This is a genomic window from Neisseria maigaei (assembly GCF_958267405.1).
In the GTDB taxonomy this organism is placed as follows: Bacteria; Pseudomonadota; Gammaproteobacteria; order Burkholderiales; family Neisseriaceae; genus Neisseria; species Neisseria bergeri.
Genome location: NZ_CATQFT010000035.1, coordinates 60,810 through 80,145, shown reverse-complemented (window position 1 = coordinate 80,145; position 19,336 = coordinate 60,810). Strand labels below are relative to the sequence as shown.

Sequence of the window (19,336 nt, the reverse complement as noted above, 5' to 3'; positions counted from 1 at the left end):
AGTCTGCCCGAACATTTCAATTTAAAATTTAAAGAGAGAAGATTATGAAAGCAAAAATCCTGACTTCCGTTGCACTGCTTGCCTGTTCAGGCAGCCTGTTTGCCCAAACACTGGCAACCGTCAACGGTCAAAAAATCGACAGTTCCGTCATCGATGCGCAGGTTGCCGCATTCCGTGCGGAAAACAGCCGTGCCGAAGACACGCCGCAACTGCGCCAATCCCTGCTGGAAAACGAAGTGGTCAACACCGTGGTCGCGCAGGAAGTCAAACGCCTGAAACTCGACCAGTCGGCAGAGTTTAAAGACACGTTAGCCAAATTGCGTGCCGAAGCGAAAAAGTCGGGCGACGACAAGAAACCGTCCTTCAAAACCCTCTGGTCGGCTCTAGAATACGAATTGAACGGCAGGGCATACGCGCTGCACATCGCCAAAACCCAACCGGTTTCCGAACAGGAAGTGAAAGCCGTTTACGACAATATCAGCGGTTTTTATAAAGGTACGCAGGAAGTCCAGTTAGGCGAAATCCTGACCGACAAGGAAGAAAATGCGAAAAAAGCCGTTGCCGATCTGAAGGCGAAAAAAGGTTTTGATGCCGTTTTGAAACAATACTCGCTCAACGACCGCACCAAACAGACCGGCGCGCCGGACGGATATGTGCCGCTGAAAGATTTGGAACAGGGTGTTCCGCCGCTTTATCAAGCAATTAAGGACTTGAAAAAAGGCGAATTTACAGCAACGCCGCTGAAAAACGGCGATTTCTACGGCGTTTATTATGTCAACGACCGCCGCGATGTGAAAGTGCCTTCTTTTGACGAAATGAAAGGACAGATTGCCGGCGATTTGCAGGCGGAACAAATCGACCGTGCCGTCGGCGCGCTGTTGGGCAAGGCAGACATCAAACCTGCAAAATAATCTGAAAATGGGATACGGCGGCAAGACGTTCAGACAGGCGTTTTGCCGCCGCACAGGACAGGGAATACCATGAAACAGAAAAAAACCGCTGCCGCAGTTATTGCTGCAATGTTGGCAGGTTTTGCGGCAGCCAAAGTACCCGAAATCGACCCGGCTTTGGTGGATACGCTGGTGGCGCAGATCATGCAGCAGGCAGACCGGCATGCGGAGCAGTCCCAAAAACCGGACGGGCAGGCAATCCGAAACGATGCCGTCCGTCAACTGCAAACTTTGGAAGTTTTGAAAAACGGGGCATTGCAGGCGGGATTGGATAAGGATCAAGGCGTTCAAAACCGCTTTAAAATCGCCGAAGCGTCTTTTTACGCCCAAGAATACGTCCGCTTTTTGGAACGTTCGGAAACGGTTTCCGAAAGCGAACTGCGTCAGTTTTATGAGCGGCAAATCCGCATGATCAAATTGCAGCAGGTCGGTTTTGCCACGGAGGATGAGGCGCGTCAGGCGCAGCAGCTCCTGCTCAAAGGGCTGTCTTTTGAAGGGCTGATGAAGCGTTATCCGAACGACGAACAGGCTTTTGACGGTTTCATTATGGCGCAGCAGCTTCCCGAGCCGCTGGCTTCGCAGTTTGCCGGTATGAACCGGGGCGACGTTACCCGCAATCCGGTCAAATTGGGCGAACGCTATTATCTGTTCAAACTCAGCGAGGTTGGGAAAAACCCCGACGCGCAGCCTTTCGAGCTGGTCAGAAACCAATTGGAGCAGGGTTTGAGACAAGAAAAAGCCCGCTTGAGAATCGATGCCCTTTTGGAAGAAAACGGTGTCAAACCGTAATGGCATTTCCGATACCGATGCCGTCTGAAACCTTTTCAGACGGCATTGCACGTTCAGGTAAGGAGGACGGCTTATGCGTGCGGTCATACAGAAAACGGTAGGTGCAAAGGTGGATGTCGTGTCCGAAAGCGGTGCGGAAACCGTCGGCAGCATAGACGGCGGATTCGTCGTGCTGCTCGGTGTAACGCATAGCGACACAGAAAAAGATGCACGCTATATCGCCGACAAAATCGCCCATTTGCGCGTGTTTGAAGACGAAGCGGGCAAGCTGAACCTGTCTTTGAAAGATGTCGGGGGTGCGGTGCTGCTGGTATCGCAGTTTACGCTTTATGCCGATGCGGCAAGCGGTCGGCGGCCTTCGTTTTCCCAAGCCGCACCTGCAGAACAGGCGCAGCAGCTTTACTTGCGAACGGCGGAACTGTTGCGCGGACACGGGATTCATGTCGAAACAGGGCGTTTCCGTACGCATATGCAGGTGTCGCTCTGCAACGACGGGCCGGTAACCATACTGCTGGACTCTTTCATGACGCGGATTTCCCCAAAAATGAAGGTTGTTCCGGATTGAAATTGAATCCGCAATGATGAAATATCGACAATGAACGACAATACACACACCCTTCCCCCGCGCCGCCTTTCCGTCGCACCGATGTTGGACTGGACGGACAGGCACTACCGTTATATGGCACGCCAGATTACCCGCAATACTTGGCTGTACAGCGAAATGGTCAATGCCGGTGCGATTGTTTACGGCGACAAAGACCGCTTTTTGATGTTCAACGAAGGCGAGCAGCCTGTCGCCCTGCAACTGGGCGGCAGCGACCCGTCCGATTTGGCGAAAGCCGCCAAAGCCGCCGAAGCATACGGCTACAACGAGGTCAACCTCAACTGCGGCTGCCCCAGTCCGCGCGTGCAGAAAGGTTCGTTCGGCGCGTGTCTGATGAACGAAGTCGGGCTGGTTGCCGACTGCCTCAACGCCATGCAGGACGCGGTCGGCATCCCCGTTACCGTCAAACACCGCATCGGCGTGGACAGGCAGACCGAATACCAAACCGTTGCCGATTTCGTCGGCACGCTGCGCGACAAAACCGCCTGCAAAACCTTTATCGTCCACGCCCGCAACGCTTGGCTGGACGGTCTTTCGCCCAAAGAAAACCGCGATGTTCCGCCCTTGAAATACGATTACGTTTACCGCCTCAAGCAAGAGTTTCCGGATTTGGAAATCATCATCAACGGCGGCATTGCCACCAACGAAGCAATCGCCGGACACCTGCAACACGTTGACGGCGTGATGGTCGGGCGCGAGGCGTACCACAACCCGATGGTCATGCACGAATGGGACAGGCTGTTTTACGGCGACATCCGCAGCCCGATTGAATACACCGATTTGGTGCAGCGCCTCTACACATACAGCCAAGCCCAAATCCAAGCCGGACGCGGCACAATCTTGCGCCATATCGTCCGCCACAGCCTCGGGCTGATGCACGGTCTGAAAAACGCCCGCACTTGGCGGCGTATGCTTTCCGATGCAACGCTCTTGAAAGACAACGACGGCAGCCTGATTCTCGAAGCGTGGAAAGAGGTCGAACGGGCAAATACGCGCGAATAGGGCGGGGCTGTATGTGTGAAATGCCGTCTGAAGGTTTCAGACGGCATTTGTGCGTTTGTCGGGCGGTGTTTAGGGGGCGGTAATGGCGTGTTTCGGCACTTTGTCCATATCCCAGTGTGCCACAGCCCAGTCGAGCAGTTCGGCAGGGCGGTCGGTTTCCGGTGCTTCTGGCAGGTTGAGATAACGGAACACTTGGCGGAGGAGTTGTTCGCGGCGGTTTAAATCCAATGCGGGGGCGAGCGTCTGTTTCGACCATTTCTGCCCTTGTGCGTTGGTCAGGAGCGGCAGGTGGGCATATTGCGGTGTCGGAACGCCCAAACACTGCTGCAAATAGATTTGGCGCGGCGTAGAAACGAGCAGGTCTTGTCCGCGCACGATGTGGGTAATACCCTGTTCGGCATCGTCGGCAACGACGGCGAGTTGGTATGCCCAGTAACCGTCCGCACGAAGCAGGACGAAATCGCCGATGTCGCGGGCGAGGTTTTGGGCGTAACCGCCGACGATGCCGTCTGAAAAACCGATAACGCGGTCGGGGACGCGGATGCGCCACGCCGGCTGTTTGCCTTGCAGTGCAGGGCGTTGGTCGGGGTGGCGGCAACGTCCGTTATAGACGAACCCGTCTGCGCCGTGGGCTGCCGCAGCCTGCCAGTCTTTGCGGCTGCAATGGCAGGGATAGACCAGTCCGGCGGTTTGCAGACGGCATAGTGTTTCTTCATACAGGGCATAACGGCGGCTCTGATAGGCGACTTCGCCGTCCCACTCGAATCCGAATGCCTCAAGCGTGTGCAGGATATGGCTTGCCGCCCCCGACATTTCCCGGGGCGGATCGAGGTCTTCCATGCGGACCAGCCATTTTCCGCCGTTTGAGCGCGCATCGGCATAGGAAGCGACGGCGGTCAGCAGCGAGCCGATGTGGAGCAGCCCGGTCGGGCTGGGGGCGAAACGTCCTGTGTACATATCCGGTACAGCCCCTTTATTTAAGACTATTAATCAAAGCCATTATCTCATCTTTATCCAGTTCCATCCCGGGCTCTTCAAGCAAGGTTAAATCATATAGGGCATTATATTGTTCTTCGGTAGCTGAATCATCAACTTCGCCACTCGTGCTTGTACTAACACAGCAGTTTCTCATTGGCGTTCCCTGTTACAATTGCACTAATGCAAGTGTAACAATCTCCACACCCAGCATCATTTGCATGATGCGGGATATTTTTTAAGGAAATTTTATGGAGTTTTTTTTAGCGGTTTGGCATTCAATATTTGATTTCATAACTGGTCTATTTATATTTAAACCATGGGAAGAAGATACGGCAAAAAATAAAATAAAAAGTTTAGCTTTACTTTTCTTTCTGACAATTTGTGGCTTTATTTTTTATATTTTAGTCTTTTAAAGCAAAGCACATAAAAAACATGAAAATAATGAAAAATCAATAGCAAAATTATTCATTATTAACCCATACTCCACCATTTAGCTTGTTTCTTCTGTATTTGCCGCTCTGCTTGGCGTTGCTGCTCTATCGCTTGGTTAGCTGCACCATAATTGCGCTCTGACATAAGACCGGACGAGAAAAAATCGAAGGCTCTATTTGCAATTCTCTCATTACTTGCATTTCTATCAACCAGTTTCGTCAATTCTCTATATATGGTATGGGGAGGTACCGGATCCTTAAAAATCAGATCTGAATAAATTTCATCGGGTGAAATGATTTCGAGTGCTTTTGCCATGATTCTATTCCCTTTTGTGTTGGTGGATAATGTCGTGCATTAACTTCTTGTTAATTAATATTTTTAGGGTGAACCCACTGTGTCCGGTCAAAAGGGCGATGCCGTCTGAAAGCCTTTCAGACGGCATCGGGGATGAAAAGTTTAAACCAACGGTGAGAGCAGTTTTTCAAACGCTTCTTCAAATTGTTTCAAACCGTCTTCCTGCAAACGCGTCGCCAAGGTTTCGACATCGATGCCGAGCGCGGCGGTTTCGGCAAGCTGCGCTTGTGCTTCTTCTACGCCTTCTGTCAGCGAGGCTTTGGCTGTGTCGTGGTCGATGAAGGCTTTGAGGGTGGCATCGGGAACGGTGTTGACGGTGTGCGCGCCGATCAGGCTGTCAACGTAGAGTGTGTCGGGATAGGCTGGGTTTTTCACGCCGGTAGATGCCCATAAAAGCTGCACGCGGTTTGCGCCTTTGGTTTCCAGCGCGGCAAATTCCGAGCTGCCGAAGTATTGCGCCCAGTCTTGGTAGGCGGCTTTGGCAAGGGCGATGGCGATTTTGCCTTTGAGGTGGTCGGGCAGTGTTGTGTCCAGCGCGCCGTCCACACGGGAGATGAAGAAGCTGGCGACGACGTGGATATGGGCAACGTTTTGTCCGGCTGCCAAGCGTTTGGCAATGCCGCGCGTGTAGGCGGCGTAGGCTTTGAGGGTTTGGGCGCGTGAGAACAGCAGGGTCAGGTTCACGCTGATGCCGTCTGAAACGAGGGTTTCGAGCGCATCGATGCCTGCGTCGGTGGCAGGAACTTTAATCATGGCGTTTTTACGCGCGATGGCGGCATGGAGGCGGCAGGCTTCTTCTACCGTGCCTTGAGCGTCTTTGGCAAGTTCGGGAGAAACTTCGAGGCTGACGAAACCGGTTTTGCCGCCGGTGGATTCGTGTTCGGCAAGGCAAACGTCGCAGGCTGCCCGTACGTCGGCAACCGCCATGGTTTCGTAGCGTTGTTTGGGGCTGAGGTTTTGCTGCTTGAGGGCGGCGATTTCATCGGTGTAAAGCGCGTCGCCGGCGAAGGCTTTTTGGAAGATGGCGGGATTGGAAGTTACGCCGCACACGCCTTGTTTCAGCATTTGCGCCAATTCGCCGCTTTGCACGAGCGAGCGGGAAAGGTTGTCCAGCCAGATTTGTTGTCCTAATGCTTTAACGTCCGATAAAATAGTCATTTCTGATTCCTTTGGACAGATGTGTATGTTTCAAAGGTTTATGCTACCCCGATTCGGAAATTTTGGGTAGTTTTATTACAGCAAAGGCGGATGGCGATGGCAGGAAACGAAAAATATCTCGATTGGGCGCGCGAAGTGTTGCACACCGAAGCGGAAGGCTTGCGTGAAATTGCAGCGGAATTGGACGAAAACTTCGTCCTTGCGGCAGACGCGTTGTTGCACTGCAAGGGCAGGGTTGTTATCACGGGCATGGGCAAGTCGGGACATATCGGGCGCAAAATGGCGGCAACCATGGCTTCGACCGGCACACCCGCGTTTTTCGTCCACCCTGCGGAAGCGGCACACGGCGACTTGGGCATGATTGTGGACAACGACGTTGTCGTCGCGATTTCCAATTCCGGCGAAAGCGATGAAATCGCCGCCATCATCCCCGCACTCAAACGCAAAGACATTACCCTCGTCTGCATCACCGCCCGCCCCGATTCAACCATGGCGCGCCATGCCGACATCCACATCACGGCGTCGGTTTCCAAAGAAGCCTGCCCGCTGGGGCTTGCCCCGACCACCAGCACTACCGCTGTTATGGCTTTAGGCGATGCGTTGGCGGTCGTCCTGCTGCGCGCACGCGCGTTCACTCCCGACGATTTTGCCTTGAGCCATCCTGCCGGCAGCCTCGGCAAACGTTTGCTTTTACGCGTTGCCGACATTATGCACAAAGGCTGCGGCCTGCCTGCCGTCCGACTCGGCACGCCCTTGAAAGAAGCCATCGTCAGCATGAGTGAGAAAGGTTTGGGCATGTTGGCGGTAACGGACGGGCAATGCCGTCTGAAAGGCGTATTCACCGACGGCGATTTGCGCCGCCTGTTTCAAGAATGCGACAATTTTACCGGTCTTTCGATAGACGAAGTCATGCATACGCATCCTAAAACCATCTCCCCCGAACGCCTCGCCACCGAAGCCCTGAAAGTCATGCAGGCAAACCATGTGAACGGGCTTCTGGTTACCGATGCAGACGGCGTGCTGACAGGCGCGCTGAATATGCACGACCTGCTGGCGGCACGGATTGTATAAGGCGTTGCAGCCGTTTTAGACGGCATTTGTGGTAAGATATGCCGTCTGAAAACAAGGAAATCCCATGCAGGCAATTTCTCCCGAATTACAGGCGCGCGCCGCCAAAATCAAACTGCTGATCCTGGATGTGGACGGTGTTTTGACCGATGGGCGCATCTTTATCCGCGATAACGGCGAAGAAATCAAATCGTTTCACACGCTGGACGGACACGGTCTGAAAATGCTCCAAGCCAGCGGTGTGCAGACTGCGATTATCACAGGTCGGGACGCGCCCTCCGTCGGCATCCGCGTCAAACAGTTGGGCATAAATTACTACTTCAAAGGCATTTCGGACAAACGCGTCGCGTATGAAGAGCTGCGCGTGCAGGCAGGCGTGGAAGAAGCTGAGTGTGCCTTTGTCGGCGACGACGTGGTCGATTTGCCGGTGATGGTGCGTTGCGGATTGCCGGTTGCCGTCCCCGACGCGCATTGGTTTACGCTGCAACACGCCGCCTATATTGCCAAACGCCCCGGCGGTGCGGGCGCGGTGCGTGAAGTGTGCGACCTGATTATGCAGGCGCAAGGGACTTTGGGCGCGGCTTTGAACGAGTACATCAAATGAAAGTAAGATGGCGGTACGGAATCGCATTCCCATTGATATTGGCGGTTGCCTTGGGCGGTCTGTCGGCATGGTTGGGTCGTATCAGCGAAGTCGAAATCGAGGAAGTCAGGCTCAATCCCAACGAACCCCAATACACAATGGACGGCTTGGACGGCAGGCGGTTTGACGAACAGGGATACTTGAAAGAACATTTGAGCGCGAAAGGTGCGAAACAGTTTCCCGAAAGCAGCGACATCCATTTTGATTCGCCGCATCTCGTGTTCTTCCAAGAAGGCAGGTTGTTGTACGAAGTCGGCAGCGATGAAGCCGTTTACCATACCGAAACCAAACAAGTTCTCTTTAAAAACCATGTCGTCTTGACCAAAACTGCCGACGGCAAACGGCAGGTGGGTAAAGTTGAAACCGAAAAGCTGCACGTCGATACCGAATCTCAATATGCCCAAACCGATACGCCTGTCAGTTTACAATATGGTGCATCGCACGGTCAGGCGGGCGGCATGACTTACGACCACAAAACAGGCCTGTTGAACTTCTCATCTAAAGTGAAAGCCACGATTTATGATACAAAAAATATGTAAAATTTTTGTTTTAATAGCATTTTTTTCGACATCCCCCGCTTTTGCCCTTCAAAGCGACAGCAGGCAGCCTATTCAGATTGAGGCCGACCAAGGTTCGCTCGATCAAGCCAACCAAAGCACCACATTCAGCGGCAATGTCGTCATCAGACAGGGTACGCTCAATATTTCCGCCGCCCGCGTCAACGTAACGCGTAATGATAAAGGCGAACAGTTTATGAAGGCCGACGGCTCGCCCGTGCGCTTCAGCCAAACGTTGGACGGGGGCAAAGGGACGGTGCGCGGTCAGGCAAACAACGTTACCTATTCCTCCGCAGGCAGCACCGTCGTTCTGACCGGCAATGCCAAAGTGCAGCGCGGCGGCGACCTTGCCGAAGGTGCGGTCATTACCTACAACACCAAAACCGAAGTCTATACCATCAGCGGCAGCACAAAATCCGGCGCAAAATCCGCTTCCAAATCCGGCAGGATCAGCGTCATCATCCAGCCTTCGAGTACGCAAAAATCCGAATAATCCCCAAATGCCGTCTGAAACATAAACCCGGTTCGGACGGCATATGCCGACCGAAGATATTGAAGAGATATTTATGAGCGCAAACGTCAGCCGCCTTGTTGTTCAAAACCTGCAAAAAAGTTTTAAAAAACGCCAAGTCGTTAAAAGCTTCTCCCTCGAAATCGAAAGCGGCGAAGTCATCGGACTGCTCGGGCCCAACGGCGCAGGCAAAACCACCAGCTTCTACATGATAGTCGGACTCATTGCCGCCGACGCAGGCAGCGTAACCCTAGACGGACAAGAATTGCGCCACCTGCCCATACACGAACGCGCCCTCCTCGGTGTCGGCTACCTGCCGCAGGAAGCCTCGATATTCCGCAAAATGACAGTTGAACAGAATATCCGCGCCATCTTGGAAATCAGAACCAAAGATAAAAATCAAATCGACAGCGAAATCGAAAAACTGCTCGCCGACCTCAATATCGGACACCTGCGTCGCAGCCCCGCACCGTCGCTGTCCGGCGGCGAACGGCGGCGCGTCGAAATCGCCCGTGTCCTCGCCATGAAACCACGCTTCATCCTTTTGGACGAACCCTTTGCAGGTGTCGATCCGATTGCCGTCATCGACATCCAGAAAATCATCGGTTTCCTCAAATCGCGCGGTATCGGCGTATTGATTACCGACCACAACGTACGCGAAACCCTCAGCATCTGCGATCGGGCCTACATTATTTCAGACGGTGCGGTGCTGGCATCCGGCAAGCCCGACGACTTGGTCGGCAATGAAAAAGTCCGCGCCGTCTATTTGGGCGAGAACTTCAAATATTGAAGCGTTTTGCCGTCTGAAAAGCAGAACATCGCCGAACAAACGGCAAAAAAACCGATTTGCACCATTTTTCTGTGAAATTAATTTAAACTTAAAACATCGACTTAGTCGGTTGGGTAAAAAATATCGACAAATCCGCTTGCGTGTTGTCCCGAAATTTGGTTTAATACGTATCTCTTAACGAGACAGATTAAAGGCCAGATAGCTCAGTTGGTAGAGCAACGGATTGAAAATCCGTGTGTCGGCGGTTCGATTCCGCCTCTGGCCACCAAAAACCGCTTTTAAGCGGTTATTTTTTTGCCTGCCGTTTTCGGCAGCAGTCCCGCACCGCAAATGCCTGCTATGCACGATACGGTCTTTACGGCTGTCGGGCAGGTAAAAACCAGAAAACATATGCCGTCCGAACCGCAGTTCAGACGGCATTTCCATATCTGAAACAATCAGTCCGTATCGCTTTCGGGCAATTCTGCCGAACCCATGCGTCTGAGCACGATATTGGTTTTGTTGCGTAGGCGTTTGCTTTTCGGATGGTCGGCGTAGTAGAGGGGGGCGGGGACGCGCGCCGTCAGTTTTGCCGCCTGCTGTTTGGTCAACTTGGCGGCGGGTATCTTATAAAAATACCGGGACGCGGCTTCCGCGCCGAAAACGCCGTAGTGCCATTCGATTGAGTTTAAATACAGTTCAAAAATCCTGTCTTTGTCGGTAACGGCTTCCATCATTGCCGTAATGGCAGCCTCTTCCCCTTTGCGCAGATAGCTGCGGCTTTCGTTCAAGAACAGGTTTTTGGCAAGCTGCTGGCTGATGGTCGATCCGCCCGCCTTCACTTCGCCGCTGTTCCGGTTGCGCCTGATGGCGTTTTGAATGCCGCCCCAATCGAAGCCGCCGTGTCCGGCAAAATGGGCATCTTCGGAAGCAATCAGGGCTTTTTTTAGGTTGGTGGAAATGCGGTCGTAGGGAACCCAACGGTAATCCAGTGCGACATCGCGCCCTTCCTGTTCAAACTGCTTCATCCGCATCGACATAAAGGCAGTCCGATGGGGCGCGACGGCGCGGTAGGTGATGATGTTGCCGTACACATAGGCATTGAAAAAGATAAAGATGCCGATCGGCAGGACAATCAGCCATTTGATGATGCGGAACATGGTTACAGGGCTTCCATATATTCGATGACGGGGCGGATGTCCGGTTTGAAACTGCGCCAGAGGGCGTAGGAAGCCGCCGCCTGACCGACCAGCATACCTAGTCCGTCGGCGGTTTGTTTCGCGCCCGATTGCCGGGCAAAATCCAAAAACGGTTTTGCCGCGCCGCCGTACACCATATCGTAGGCAAGCGCGCAGTTTTGAAAAATATCGGGCGGAATATCGGGAATCTGACCGTTCAGACCGCCCGACGTGCCGTTGACGACGATGTCGAAGCCGCCGTTCACATCCGCCATCGGGACGGCTTCAGTGCCGAAAAGCTGCGCCAATTTCTCGGCTTTGGCGTGGGTACGGTTGGCAATGACGATACGGGCAGGGCGGTGTTCTTTCAAAACCGGAATCACGCCGCGCACCGCGCCGCCTGCGCCGAGCAATAGGATATTTTTGCCTTCAATTTCTGTGTGTTGCACCTTCACTATATCGCCGACCAAGCCCAAACCGTCGGTATTGTCGCCACGCAGCTTGCCGTTTTTCAACAGAATCAGCGTATTGACCGCGCCGGCAGCCAATGCGCGGTCGGAATGCTCGTCCGCCAGATGAAACGCTTCCCGCTTGAACGGTACGGTAACGTTTGCCCCGCAGCCGCCTGTTTCAAAAAATGTCGAAACCGCCTGCGCGAAACCGCCGATGTCGGCGCAAATGCGTCCGTATTCGATGTCAACGCCTTCCTGAAGGGCAAATTGCTGATGAATCTGCGGCGACTTGCTGTGTGCGACGGGGTTGCCGAAAACGGCGTAGCGGGGGAGGGCGGTCATGGTCGTGTTCCAAAAGATGGGAAGGCTATTTTATAACGGCGGCGTACAGATGGAAACGATGCCGTCTGAAACGGTTGTCAGGCGGTACGGTTTTTCCCTGTATAAGCTGGGGAGAAATCCGGACATGATATGCAATTTTATCCATATTGTTGACAATCTTGCTGTCTGAAACTATATTTTACAGCTTGGAATTTGACGCAGGGCGAGTTTCAGACGGCATGGACGTGGTAGAATCATGCTGGCTTTGAGTTAATCTGCCGCGTTCCGCATATTTTGCTATTTCCCTTTTCCAGGAGCTGAAAAATGTCTATTAAAAACGCCGTAAAATTGATTGAAGAAAGCGAAGCCCGCTTTGTCGATTTGCGCTTTACCGATACCAAAGGCAAGCAGCACCACTTTACCGTGCCTGCGCGCATCGTGTTGGAAGACCCCGAAGAGTGGTTTGAAAACGGACAGGCGTTTGACGGTTCGTCCATCGGCGGCTGGAAAGGCATTCAGGCTTCCGATATGCAGCTACGTCCCGATGCGTCTACAGCCTTCGTCGATCCTTTTTATGATGATGCGACCGTCGTGTTCACTTGTGATGTGATTGACCCCGCCGACGGTCAGGGTTACGACCGCGACCCGCGTTCCATCGCACGCCGCGCCGAAGCCTATTTGAAATCTTCCGGCATCGGCGACACGGCATACTTCGGCCCCGAACCCGAATTTTTCGTCTTCGACGGCGTAGAATTTGAAACCGATATGCACAAAACCCGTTACGAAATCACGTCCGAAAGCGGCGCGTGGGCAAGCGGCCTGCATATGGACGGTCAAAACACCGGACACCGCCCCGCCGTCAAAGGCGGCTACGCGCCCGTCGCGCCGATTGACTGCGGTCAGGATTTGCGTTCGGCGATGGTGAATATTTTGGAAGGACTCGGCATCGAAGTCGAAGTGCACCACAGCGAAGTCGGTACCGGCAGCCAAATGGAAATCGGTACGAAGTTCAGCACGCTGGTCAAACGCGCCGACCAAACCCAAGATATGAAATACGTCATCCAAAACGTTGCCCACAATTTCGGCAAAACCGCCACCTTCATGCCCAAACCGATTATGGGCGACAACGGCAGCGGTATGCACGTCCACCAATCCATTTGGAAAGACGGTCAAAACCTGTTCTCAGGCGACGGCTATGCCGGTTTGTCCGATACCGCCCTTTATTACATCGGCGGCATCATCAAACACGCCAAGGCCTTGAACGCGATTACTAATCCGTCCACCAACTCCTACAAACGCCTCGTGCCGCACTTCGAAGCGCCGACTAAACTGGCTTATTCCGCCAAAAACCGTTCCGCTTCCATCCGCATTCCGTCTGTAAACAGCAGCAAAGCGCGCCGCATCGAAGCGCGTTTCCCCGATCCGACTGCTAATCCATACTTGGCGTTCGCCGCTTTATTGATGGCAGGTTTGGACGGTATTCAAAACAAAATCCATCCGGGCGACCCTGCCGATAAAAACCTCTACGACCTGCCGCCGGAAGAAGACGCGCTCGTCCCGACCGTCTGTGCTTCTTTGGAAGAAGCACTCGCCGCCCTCAAAGCCGACCACGAATTCCTGCTGCGCGGCGGCGTGTTCAGCAAAGACTGGATCGACAGCTACATCGCCTTTAAAGAAGAAGACGTACGCCGCATCCGCATGGCACCTCATCCGCTGGAATTTGAAATGTATTACAGCCTGTAAGCACGTCGGGTTTTCAGAAAAGCAATGCCGTCTGAACACAGTTTCAGACGGCATTTTGCATTGGAACGGCAAAACGGCGGCTCAGGGGCGGTGTTTTTCAGCGGTTGGGCGATATTTGCTACAATAGGCTTTTATTTCTTGGCTGTTTGAACCATGACTGTATCGAAATCAGGTTTTATCGGGCAAATCTTTTCCCGCAATATGCTTGTCTGTATTTTTACGGGGTTTACCTCGGGGCTGCCGCTGTACTTTCTGATTAACCTGATTCCGGCATGGTTGCGCAGCGAGCAGGTGGATTTGATTATCATCGGGCTGATGGCGCTGATCGGTCTGCCGTTTACTTGGAAATTTTTGTGGTCTCCGCTGATGGACGCGGTCAGGGTTCCCATTTTGGGCCGGCGGCGCGGGTGGATGCTGTTGACGCAGGCAGGGTTGCTGGCGGCTTTGGCGGCATATGCCTTTTTAAACCCCCGGAATCATCTGCCGTTGATTGCCGGCTTGTCGGTGCTTGTCGCTTTTTTTTCCGCCAGTCAGGATATTGTATTAGATGCGTTCAGGCGCGAGATTTTGTCGGACGAAGAATTGGGTTTGGGCAATTCCGTTCACGTCAACGCCTACCGGGTTGCCGCCCTGATTCCCGGTTCATTGAGTTTGGTGTTGGCAGACAGGATGCCGTGGTCAGAAGTATTTGTTATCACTTCGCTGTTTATGCTGCCCGGTCTTCTGATGACGCTGTTTCTCGCGCGTGAACCCGTGTTGCCGCCTTCCGTTCCTAAAACGTTGAAGCAGACCGTGGTAGAGCCGTTTAAAGAATTTTTCACACGTAAAGGCATCGCTTCGGCTGTATGCGTGCTGCTGTTTATCTTCCTTTACAAACTCGGCGACAGTATGGCAACCGCGTTGGCAACGCCGTTTTATCTGGATATGGGTTTCAGTAAGACAGACATCGGTTTGATTGCAAAAAATGCAGGACTGTGGCCGGCAGTGGCGGCAGGTATCTTGGGCGGCGTGTGGATGCTGAAAATCGGCGTAAACAAAGCCTTGTGGATATTTGGCGCGGTGCAGGCAATAACGGTTTTGGGGTTTGTATGGCTGGCAGGGTTCGGACATTTCGACACGGTCGGTACAGGCGAAAGGCTGATGCTGGCGGCAGTTATCGGCGCGGAAGCGGTCGGCGTGGGTTTGGGGACGGCGGCGTTTGTATCGTATATGGCGCGCGAGACCAATCCCGCATTTACCGCAACGCAGCTCGCACTGTTTACCAGCCTGTCCGCCGTGCCGCGCACGGTCATCAATTCCTTTGCAGGCTATCTGATCGAATGGCTCGGTTATGTACCGTTTTTCCGGCTGTGTTTCATACTTGCCCTGCCGGGTATGCTGCTGCTGCTGAAAGTTGCGCCTTGGAACGGGGAAAAAACTCAGGATACAGGCAGATGAACGCGTCAAACTGGAGCGTTTACCTGATATTGTGTGAAAACAGCGCGTTCTATTGCGGCATCAGCCCGAATCCACAACAGCGGCTTGCCGCCCACACAGCCGGAAAAGGCGCGAAATATACCCGCGTATTCAAACCGGTGGCGATGCGTATCGTTGCAGGCGGGATGGATAAAGGCACTGCGCTCAAACAGGAAATCGCCGTCAAAAAACTGACCGCCGCACAAAAACGGCAATTGTGGGAGCAGGCGGAAAAAATGCCGTCTGAAACCTGACGGTTCAGGTTCGGACGGCAGTTGGCAGCAATTAGGGAAAAGCGGGGCAGGCGGTAAGGAAAACCGATGTTTCAACACACAGGACGGCATATAAAGCGTCGCCCTATGAAAGTGAAGGAATATATCAGTATTTTTTATTTTGCCGTTTTGATATTTTATTTTTTCTGGGCGGTTTTTATACGTCAACAGAAAAGAATACGATGAACTGTTTGTTGAATTTGTATTGATTAATCAGTATATTTTTTATGCTGGAGTATTTTTCCTTATCGGTATCCCTTCTTTTATGAGGATGCCTGCCGCTCATATAAAGAACGGGGAAGACCCGATGGGAAAATATGGTACAGCCCTCGATATCGCACAATATGTCAACTTAAAGAGTTAGTATCTACCATAACATATTCTTTAACTAATTTCTAAGCTTGAAATTATGAGACCATATGCTACTACCATTTATCAACTTTTTATTTTGTTTATTGGGAGTGTTTTTACTATGACCTCATGTAAACCTGTTAATGAACAAACCAGTTTCAACAATCCCGAGCCAATGACAGGATTTGAACATACGGTTACATTTGATTTTCAGGGCACCAAAATGGTTATCCCTTATGGCTATCTTGCACGGTATACGCAAGACAATGCCACAAAATGGCTTTCTGACACGCCAGGGCAGGATGCTTACTCCATTAATTTGATAGAGATTAGTGTCTATTACAAAAAAACCGACCAAGGCTGGGTTCTTGAGCCATACAACCAGCAGAACAAAGCGCACTTTATCCAATTTCTACGCGACGGTTTGGATAGCGTGGACGATATTGTTATCCGAAAAGAGGCGTGTCATTTGAATCAAGACTTAGGAAAATCGTTGCTTGATTTGGGATTTAAAAAAATCCCGTCTGTCTATCCTGAATATGAAGCTTATGAAGATAAAAGGTCGATTCCTGAAAACCCATATATTCATGAACGACAGTATATTAAGAAAGGAGAAAATCCGGCGATTATTATTCATCAGAACTATCATAGGTATGGAGAGAACGATTACAGTACTAACGTAGGTTCCTGTATTAACGGTTTCACGGTACAGTATTACCCGTTTATTCGGGAAAAGCAGCAGCTCACACAGCAGGAGTTGGTAGGTTATCACCAACAAGTAGAGCAATTGGTACAGAGTTTTGTAAACAATTCAAGTAAAAAATAATTTAAAGGATCTTATTATGAATGAGGGTGAAGTTGTTTTAACACCAGAACAAATCCAAACCTTGTATGGTTATGCTTCCCGTGGCGATACCTATGGCGGTTGGCGTTATTTGGCTAATTTGGGTGACCGTTATGCGGATGATGCTGCTGCAATTGTCGGTAAGGATGCAAACTTAAATGGTTTGAATTTATGGATGAAAAAAGGTGTGGAAAACCTATGGGATGATACGGTCGGTAAAAAGATCCGTTTAATGTGTATTTCCGTTTTTTGGATTGTGGTTTTCAATTTGTAGCGAATCGGATTCGGCATATACGGCATTGCAAAAAGCGTTTGACTCTCCAATGCCGTCTGAAAAAATGCCGTCTGAAAACCGGTTTCAGACGGCATTTGCGTTCAGTGAGAAAGGTCGCGCCTGCCGCCCGAACGTCTCGCCGCAGCCTCTGCATAACGGCTCACCTCTTTTTCCAAGTCTTCCAAGTTCAAAGGAAAATCAGGCAGTCTGTCTCCCTGTTTCTCTTCGCGGATAATCCGCCCGCCATCCAAATACCACGTCTGTTGCGCATGATAGGTCTGTATATCCGCCGTTACTCCATCCGCTTTCAATGCTACCGTCGAAGATTGTGCAATAAAAAGATTTCCGTTTTTCAAATAATATTCGAAACTCTGGCGTTTTTTTCCATTGTCGAAACTCCAATAGACTTTTTGCGGCAGACCGTCCGCATCATAGCCGACCACAAGACTGTTCGCCTTCATCCCCCGGGGCATCAATTCCCGCATATTCTGATAAAACACATAATCGCGCGAGTCCGACGCAATCCGGTTGCTCTCTTCGCGGAAGTCCCAAACCTTCTGCTCATCATTCGCGACATCCCGGTATTTCGCCAAATATACCTGAGCCATCTGATAACACCCGAGACAATGCTCATAAACATCTTCCCCGATTTTCCCGCGCCCCGACGCATCAAATACCGAACCGTCCGGTTGCCAAATAACCCGATATTCTCCTGTCGTTTCATAATTTTCCCCGTGAACCGTTCCGCCGTACACATTTACAGAAAACGGACGATCGTTCCGATACAGATATTCGGCATTAACAAACGCTTCCGGCGAGCGTTGCAAAAGCGAAACCGCAACCAAACCGCCCTCGCCGATATAGTAATTCAGCCAAACCTCTTCCCCATGTTCCTGCTCCGTTACGTGAAACCATTTCGCTTTTTCTTTCAAACGACTGAGCCGGACAGCGAGCGCGAGATAATCCTTCTCCGACTGCAACGGACCGTCATCCACAGTTCCGGCAAGACTTTCCTCCGTCCTCATCGATTCCTTCACGATGACAACCGCCCTGTCGGCATTTCGGAACAGGCGGGCAAGTTTCGCCACAAAAGTATTCGGATTTTCAGGTATTTCAGTTGCCGTATCGCTCAAAAACCAACGCGGATTAATCTCATAGGCAATACCCGTCCCCAGCCAAAAGGCAAATACAAGTGCAAAAAATGACAACAATACCAGTTTGAATTTTTTAAACATATTTATTTTTCGTTTAACAGGATATATCGATTATATCAGGCGAGCTTTGATTGTTTGATTTTTAATCTAATTTACGGTTGCTGCCGTACTTTAAAAACCCCTATGCAGGCTGCGGCTTGTTACTCTTGTTTGCTTTGATTCAATTTTTTGACTAATTCAAATGCTTCGGATTGATATTGCCTTTGCCATTTTTCCCAATCTAACGGTTTTCCCGAGCGTTCCCAATCTTCTAAAACCGACATTTTGAACGTTTCCATTTCCCACCAATATTCGGCATATAAACGTGATTGATTGGGAATGTCGGCTTCTGCCCGATTGGCAAAATGCAAAAAATGAGAAATATCGCAAACTATATTATTTTCAGGAACTTCTTCGGCAAATAGATTCTTGACTAACTGTAACGCTTCGGTCTGATATTTTTCTGTCCATTTCTCCCATTTTTCAGGCTTTTCCGATATTTCCCAATCTTCCAATGCGGAAGCATTCAAGACTTCCAATTCCCACCAGCAGTCGTAATAACGGGAGGATTGGTTAGGAATTTTATTTTCCGCTTCGGAAACAAATTGGGTAAAACTAAAAATATCCTTAACGATTTTTTCAAATCTATTTTCCATAGGTTGCCGCCCCCTCCAAATTGCGTGCCAACAACTTCGGCAAAATCAAGCCGGCAAGCCCCGGCATCCTGTGCCAATCGGAGAAAATGCCGTCTGAACGCCGAATACCGCTTCAGACGGCATTTGCCAGATTTGACCTTGCCGGTGCTTACGGACGCTTTTTAAATATAAAGAAGGAAATATCGTCTAATGCATCCTCGGCAAAACCTTGCAAATCCGGATTGCCTTGTTTTGAGCGCAATAAAGCAATCACTTTATCGCAATCGCCGATATTTTCATGCATCCTGGCAAGATGTCCGAAACAGGTTAATGACAATCTGGCAATATCCAAGTCTTTATGCTTCGACAACTCCGTCAATTTCTCGGAAATCCAAGGGATTTCATCCTCCTCCGAGCTGAAGGTCATACCGAGCATACCGTCAATAACACTCTGTTTATTTTCAGAATAAATCATCTTTTCTACTTGATTCTTATCAGCCATCATTTTTTAATTTTTCCTTTTGAATGAACCGACATTGCTTTTTTAAAACATCTTTTCCGGCGGGCAGAACCGTTATGAAACATTTGCGCCTGGTCAGGCAAAACGATTTCCTTATCGGTTTATCGGCAACGATGCGGACGGTTTGGGTTTTGCCGCTTTCGGAATGTAGCCTGCTTCCTGCTTTCAAATCTTCCGCTTTAATCCATTTGCCGCCCGAATAAAACGGATGGATGCGGTTGGAAATCAGGGTTTGGTTGTTGCCGATGCCGTCTGAAAGCCGGATATCGCTTCAGACGGCATT

23 protein-coding genes, 1 tRNA gene and 1 pseudogene are annotated in these 19,336 nt (G+C 51.2%); 16 read left to right on the top strand and 9 right to left on the bottom strand.

Annotation, left to right across the window (positions count from 1 at the left end; translation table 11 throughout):
* Nucleotides 1-44: 44 nt before the first annotated feature.
* The 4 genes from Q3O06_RS05915 to dusA all read left to right on the top strand — a co-directional run bounded on the left by Q3O06_RS05915 (nucleotide 45) and on the right by dusA (nucleotide 3,345).
* Nucleotides 45-911: a peptidyl-prolyl cis-trans isomerase gene (locus Q3O06_RS05915; protein ID WP_301818079.1), complete on the top strand. Its 867-nt coding sequence runs from the start codon at nucleotides 45-47 to the stop codon at nucleotides 909-911.
* A gap of 69 nt (nucleotides 912-980) precedes the next feature.
* On the top strand, nucleotides 981-1,739 hold the full coding sequence (locus tag Q3O06_RS05910) for a peptidylprolyl isomerase (protein ID WP_301818078.1): 759 nt from the start codon (nucleotides 981-983) through the stop codon (nucleotides 1,737-1,739).
* A 73-nt stretch (nucleotides 1,740-1,812) separates the two neighbouring features.
* Nucleotides 1,813-2,304 carry a D-aminoacyl-tRNA deacylase gene (gene dtd / locus Q3O06_RS05905; protein WP_301818077.1) on the top strand — a complete coding sequence of 164 codons (492 nt, stop codon included), beginning with the start codon at nucleotides 1,813-1,815 and terminating at the stop codon, nucleotides 2,302-2,304.
* A 30-nt stretch (nucleotides 2,305-2,334) separates the two neighbouring features.
* The gene (dusA, locus tag Q3O06_RS05900) at nucleotides 2,335-3,345 is read left to right on the top strand and encodes a tRNA dihydrouridine(20/20a) synthase DusA (protein ID WP_301818076.1); all 1,011 of its coding nucleotides are present in this window, start codon (nucleotides 2,335-2,337) and stop codon (nucleotides 3,343-3,345) included.
* A gap of 69 nt (nucleotides 3,346-3,414) precedes the next feature.
* Here dusA and gluQRS read toward each other — a convergent pair whose 3' ends face one another.
* From gluQRS to tal, 3 genes are all read right to left on the bottom strand, one after another.
* Nucleotides 3,415-4,302, bottom strand: coding sequence for a tRNA glutamyl-Q(34) synthetase GluQRS (gene gluQRS / locus Q3O06_RS05895; protein ID WP_301818075.1), 888 nt, complete (start codon nucleotides 4,300-4,302; stop codon nucleotides 3,415-3,417).
* Between the two features lie 492 nt (nucleotides 4,303-4,794).
* On the bottom strand, nucleotides 4,795-5,070 hold the full coding sequence (locus Q3O06_RS05890) for a hypothetical protein (protein ID WP_003750294.1): 276 nt from the start codon (nucleotides 5,068-5,070) through the stop codon (nucleotides 4,795-4,797).
* Between the two features lie 141 nt (nucleotides 5,071-5,211).
* On the bottom strand, nucleotides 5,212-6,267 hold the full coding sequence (gene tal / locus Q3O06_RS05885; RefSeq protein ID WP_301818074.1) for a transaldolase: 1,056 nt from the start codon (nucleotides 6,265-6,267) through the stop codon (nucleotides 5,212-5,214).
* 96 nt (nucleotides 6,268-6,363) lie between these two features.
* Here tal and Q3O06_RS05880 point away from each other — a divergent pair, with 96 nt between their 5' ends.
* From Q3O06_RS05880 to Q3O06_RS05855, 6 genes are all read left to right on the top strand, one after another.
* Nucleotides 6,364-7,338, top strand: a complete 975-nt coding sequence (locus Q3O06_RS05880; RefSeq protein WP_301818073.1) for a KpsF/GutQ family sugar-phosphate isomerase — start codon at nucleotides 6,364-6,366, stop codon at nucleotides 7,336-7,338.
* 64 nt (nucleotides 7,339-7,402) lie between these two features.
* The gene (locus Q3O06_RS05875; RefSeq protein ID WP_301818072.1) at nucleotides 7,403-7,939 is read left to right on the top strand and encodes a KdsC family phosphatase; all 537 of its coding nucleotides are present in this window, start codon (nucleotides 7,403-7,405) and stop codon (nucleotides 7,937-7,939) included.
* Nucleotides 7,936-8,517, top strand: a complete 582-nt coding sequence (gene lptC, locus Q3O06_RS05870) for an LPS export ABC transporter periplasmic protein LptC (protein WP_301818071.1) — start codon at nucleotides 7,936-7,938, stop codon at nucleotides 8,515-8,517. Before Q3O06_RS05875 ends, lptC begins: the two co-directional genes overlap by 4 nt.
* A complete protein-coding gene (gene lptA / locus Q3O06_RS05865) occupies nucleotides 8,498-9,028 on the top strand; it encodes a lipopolysaccharide transport periplasmic protein LptA (RefSeq protein WP_301818070.1) in 531 nt (176 codons plus the stop codon). Before lptC ends, lptA begins: the two co-directional genes overlap by 20 nt.
* 73 nt (nucleotides 9,029-9,101) lie before the next feature.
* Nucleotides 9,102-9,836: an LPS export ABC transporter ATP-binding protein gene (gene lptB, locus Q3O06_RS05860; protein ID WP_301818142.1), complete on the top strand. Its 735-nt coding sequence runs from the start codon at nucleotides 9,102-9,104 to the stop codon at nucleotides 9,834-9,836.
* 192 nt (nucleotides 9,837-10,028) lie between these two features.
* Nucleotides 10,029-10,104: transfer RNA gene (locus Q3O06_RS05855), tRNA-Phe, on the top strand.
* A 169-nt stretch (nucleotides 10,105-10,273) separates the two neighbouring features.
* Here the strand turns inward: Q3O06_RS05855 and mtgA are convergent.
* Both mtgA and aroE read right to left on the bottom strand, forming a co-directional pair.
* Nucleotides 10,274-10,975 (bottom strand): monofunctional biosynthetic peptidoglycan transglycosylase, encoded by a 702-nt coding sequence (mtgA, locus tag Q3O06_RS05850; RefSeq protein ID WP_301818069.1) that lies wholly within the window; start codon nucleotides 10,973-10,975, stop codon nucleotides 10,274-10,276.
* Nucleotides 10,976-10,977: 2 nt separating this feature from the next.
* Complete coding sequence (gene aroE, locus Q3O06_RS05845) at nucleotides 10,978-11,787, bottom strand: shikimate dehydrogenase (protein WP_301818068.1); 810 nt, start codon at nucleotides 11,785-11,787, stop codon at nucleotides 10,978-10,980.
* A 303-nt stretch (nucleotides 11,788-12,090) separates the two neighbouring features.
* Between aroE and glnA the strand changes: the two genes are divergently transcribed.
* From glnA to Q3O06_RS05815, 6 genes are all read left to right on the top strand, one after another.
* Nucleotides 12,091-13,509: a type I glutamate--ammonia ligase gene (gene glnA / locus Q3O06_RS05840; protein ID WP_301818067.1), complete on the top strand. Its 1,419-nt coding sequence runs from the start codon at nucleotides 12,091-12,093 to the stop codon at nucleotides 13,507-13,509.
* A gap of 24 nt (nucleotides 13,510-13,533) precedes the next feature.
* Complete coding sequence (locus Q3O06_RS05835; RefSeq protein WP_301818066.1) at nucleotides 13,534-13,659, top strand: hypothetical protein; 126 nt, start codon at nucleotides 13,534-13,536, stop codon at nucleotides 13,657-13,659.
* Nucleotides 13,660-13,662: 3 nt separating this feature from the next.
* On the top strand, nucleotides 13,663-14,946 hold the full coding sequence (locus Q3O06_RS05830) for an MFS transporter (RefSeq protein ID WP_301818065.1): 1,284 nt from the start codon (nucleotides 13,663-13,665) through the stop codon (nucleotides 14,944-14,946).
* Nucleotides 14,943-15,218, top strand: a complete 276-nt coding sequence (locus tag Q3O06_RS05825) for a GIY-YIG nuclease family protein (RefSeq protein ID WP_014573772.1) — start codon at nucleotides 14,943-14,945, stop codon at nucleotides 15,216-15,218. The genes Q3O06_RS05830 and Q3O06_RS05825 overlap by 4 nt, the downstream gene beginning before the upstream one ends.
* Before the next feature lie 427 nt (nucleotides 15,219-15,645).
* Nucleotides 15,646-16,413, top strand: coding sequence for an RTX iron-regulated FrpC family protein (locus Q3O06_RS05820; protein WP_301818064.1), 768 nt, complete (start codon nucleotides 15,646-15,648; stop codon nucleotides 16,411-16,413).
* 16 nt (nucleotides 16,414-16,429) lie between these two features.
* A complete protein-coding gene (locus Q3O06_RS05815; RefSeq protein WP_025460959.1) occupies nucleotides 16,430-16,705 on the top strand; it encodes a hypothetical protein in 276 nt (91 codons plus the stop codon).
* 101 nt (nucleotides 16,706-16,806) lie between these two features.
* Here the strand turns inward: Q3O06_RS05815 and Q3O06_RS05810 are convergent, their stop codons facing one another.
* From Q3O06_RS05810 to Q3O06_RS05795, 4 genes and pseudogenes are all read right to left on the bottom strand, one after another.
* The gene (locus tag Q3O06_RS05810; protein ID WP_301818063.1) at nucleotides 16,807-17,940 is read right to left on the bottom strand and encodes a hypothetical protein; all 1,134 of its coding nucleotides are present in this window, start codon (nucleotides 17,938-17,940) and stop codon (nucleotides 16,807-16,809) included.
* Nucleotides 17,941-18,059: 119 nt separating this feature from the next.
* Complete coding sequence (locus tag Q3O06_RS05805; RefSeq protein WP_301818062.1) at nucleotides 18,060-18,554, bottom strand: hypothetical protein; 495 nt, start codon at nucleotides 18,552-18,554, stop codon at nucleotides 18,060-18,062.
* Between the two features lie 148 nt (nucleotides 18,555-18,702).
* Nucleotides 18,703-19,038: a hypothetical protein gene (locus Q3O06_RS05800; RefSeq protein ID WP_301670371.1), complete on the bottom strand. Its 336-nt coding sequence runs from the start codon at nucleotides 19,036-19,038 to the stop codon at nucleotides 18,703-18,705.
* An 88-nt stretch (nucleotides 19,039-19,126) separates the two neighbouring features.
* Nucleotides 19,127-19,318: pseudogene (locus tag Q3O06_RS05795) on the bottom strand (polymorphic toxin-type HINT domain-containing protein); the annotation flags it as partial.
* Between the last annotated feature and the right edge of the window lie 18 nt (nucleotides 19,319-19,336).

Excerpts from the sequence above, each read along its gene's own strand:
- Q3O06_RS05915 (WP_301818079.1), top strand. The coding sequence starts at position 45 with ATGAAAGCAAAAATCCTGACTTCCGTTGCACTGCTTGCCTGTTCAGGC.
- Q3O06_RS05910 (WP_301818078.1), top strand. The coding sequence starts at position 981 with ATGAAACAGAAAAAAACCGCTGCCGCAGTTATTGCTGCAATGTTGGCA.
- dtd (WP_301818077.1), top strand. The coding sequence starts at position 1,813 with ATGCGTGCGGTCATACAGAAAACGGTAGGTGCAAAGGTGGATGTCGTG.
- dusA (WP_301818076.1), top strand. The coding sequence starts at position 2,335 with ATGAACGACAATACACACACCCTTCCCCCGCGCCGCCTTTCCGTCGCA.
- gluQRS (WP_301818075.1), bottom strand. The coding sequence starts at position 4,302 with ATGTACACAGGACGTTTCGCCCCCAGCCCGACCGGGCTGCTCCACATC.
- Q3O06_RS05890 (WP_003750294.1), bottom strand. The coding sequence starts at position 5,070 with ATGGCAAAAGCACTCGAAATCATTTCACCCGATGAAATTTATTCAGAT.
- tal (WP_301818074.1), bottom strand. The coding sequence starts at position 6,267 with ATGACTATTTTATCGGACGTTAAAGCATTAGGACAACAAATCTGGCTG.
- Q3O06_RS05880 (WP_301818073.1), top strand. The coding sequence starts at position 6,364 with ATGGCAGGAAACGAAAAATATCTCGATTGGGCGCGCGAAGTGTTGCAC.
- Q3O06_RS05875 (WP_301818072.1), top strand. The coding sequence starts at position 7,403 with ATGCAGGCAATTTCTCCCGAATTACAGGCGCGCGCCGCCAAAATCAAA.
- lptC (WP_301818071.1), top strand. The coding sequence starts at position 7,936 with ATGAAAGTAAGATGGCGGTACGGAATCGCATTCCCATTGATATTGGCG.
- lptA (WP_301818070.1), top strand. The coding sequence starts at position 8,498 with ATGATACAAAAAATATGTAAAATTTTTGTTTTAATAGCATTTTTTTCG.
- lptB (WP_301818142.1), top strand. The coding sequence starts at position 9,102 with ATGAGCGCAAACGTCAGCCGCCTTGTTGTTCAAAACCTGCAAAAAAGT.
- mtgA (WP_301818069.1), bottom strand. The coding sequence starts at position 10,975 with ATGTTCCGCATCATCAAATGGCTGATTGTCCTGCCGATCGGCATCTTT.
- aroE (WP_301818068.1), bottom strand. The coding sequence starts at position 11,787 with ATGACCGCCCTCCCCCGCTACGCCGTTTTCGGCAACCCCGTCGCACAC.
- glnA (WP_301818067.1), top strand. The coding sequence starts at position 12,091 with ATGTCTATTAAAAACGCCGTAAAATTGATTGAAGAAAGCGAAGCCCGC.
- Q3O06_RS05835 (WP_301818066.1), top strand. The coding sequence starts at position 13,534 with ATGCCGTCTGAACACAGTTTCAGACGGCATTTTGCATTGGAACGGCAA.
- Q3O06_RS05830 (WP_301818065.1), top strand. The coding sequence starts at position 13,663 with ATGACTGTATCGAAATCAGGTTTTATCGGGCAAATCTTTTCCCGCAAT.
- Q3O06_RS05825 (WP_014573772.1), top strand. The coding sequence starts at position 14,943 with ATGAACGCGTCAAACTGGAGCGTTTACCTGATATTGTGTGAAAACAGC.
- Q3O06_RS05820 (WP_301818064.1), top strand. The coding sequence starts at position 15,646 with ATGAGACCATATGCTACTACCATTTATCAACTTTTTATTTTGTTTATT.
- Q3O06_RS05815 (WP_025460959.1), top strand. The coding sequence starts at position 16,430 with ATGAATGAGGGTGAAGTTGTTTTAACACCAGAACAAATCCAAACCTTG.
- Q3O06_RS05810 (WP_301818063.1), bottom strand. The coding sequence starts at position 17,940 with ATGTTTAAAAAATTCAAACTGGTATTGTTGTCATTTTTTGCACTTGTA.
- Q3O06_RS05805 (WP_301818062.1), bottom strand. The coding sequence starts at position 18,554 with ATGGAAAATAGATTTGAAAAAATCGTTAAGGATATTTTTAGTTTTACC.
- Q3O06_RS05800 (WP_301670371.1), bottom strand. The coding sequence starts at position 19,038 with ATGATGGCTGATAAGAATCAAGTAGAAAAGATGATTTATTCTGAAAAT.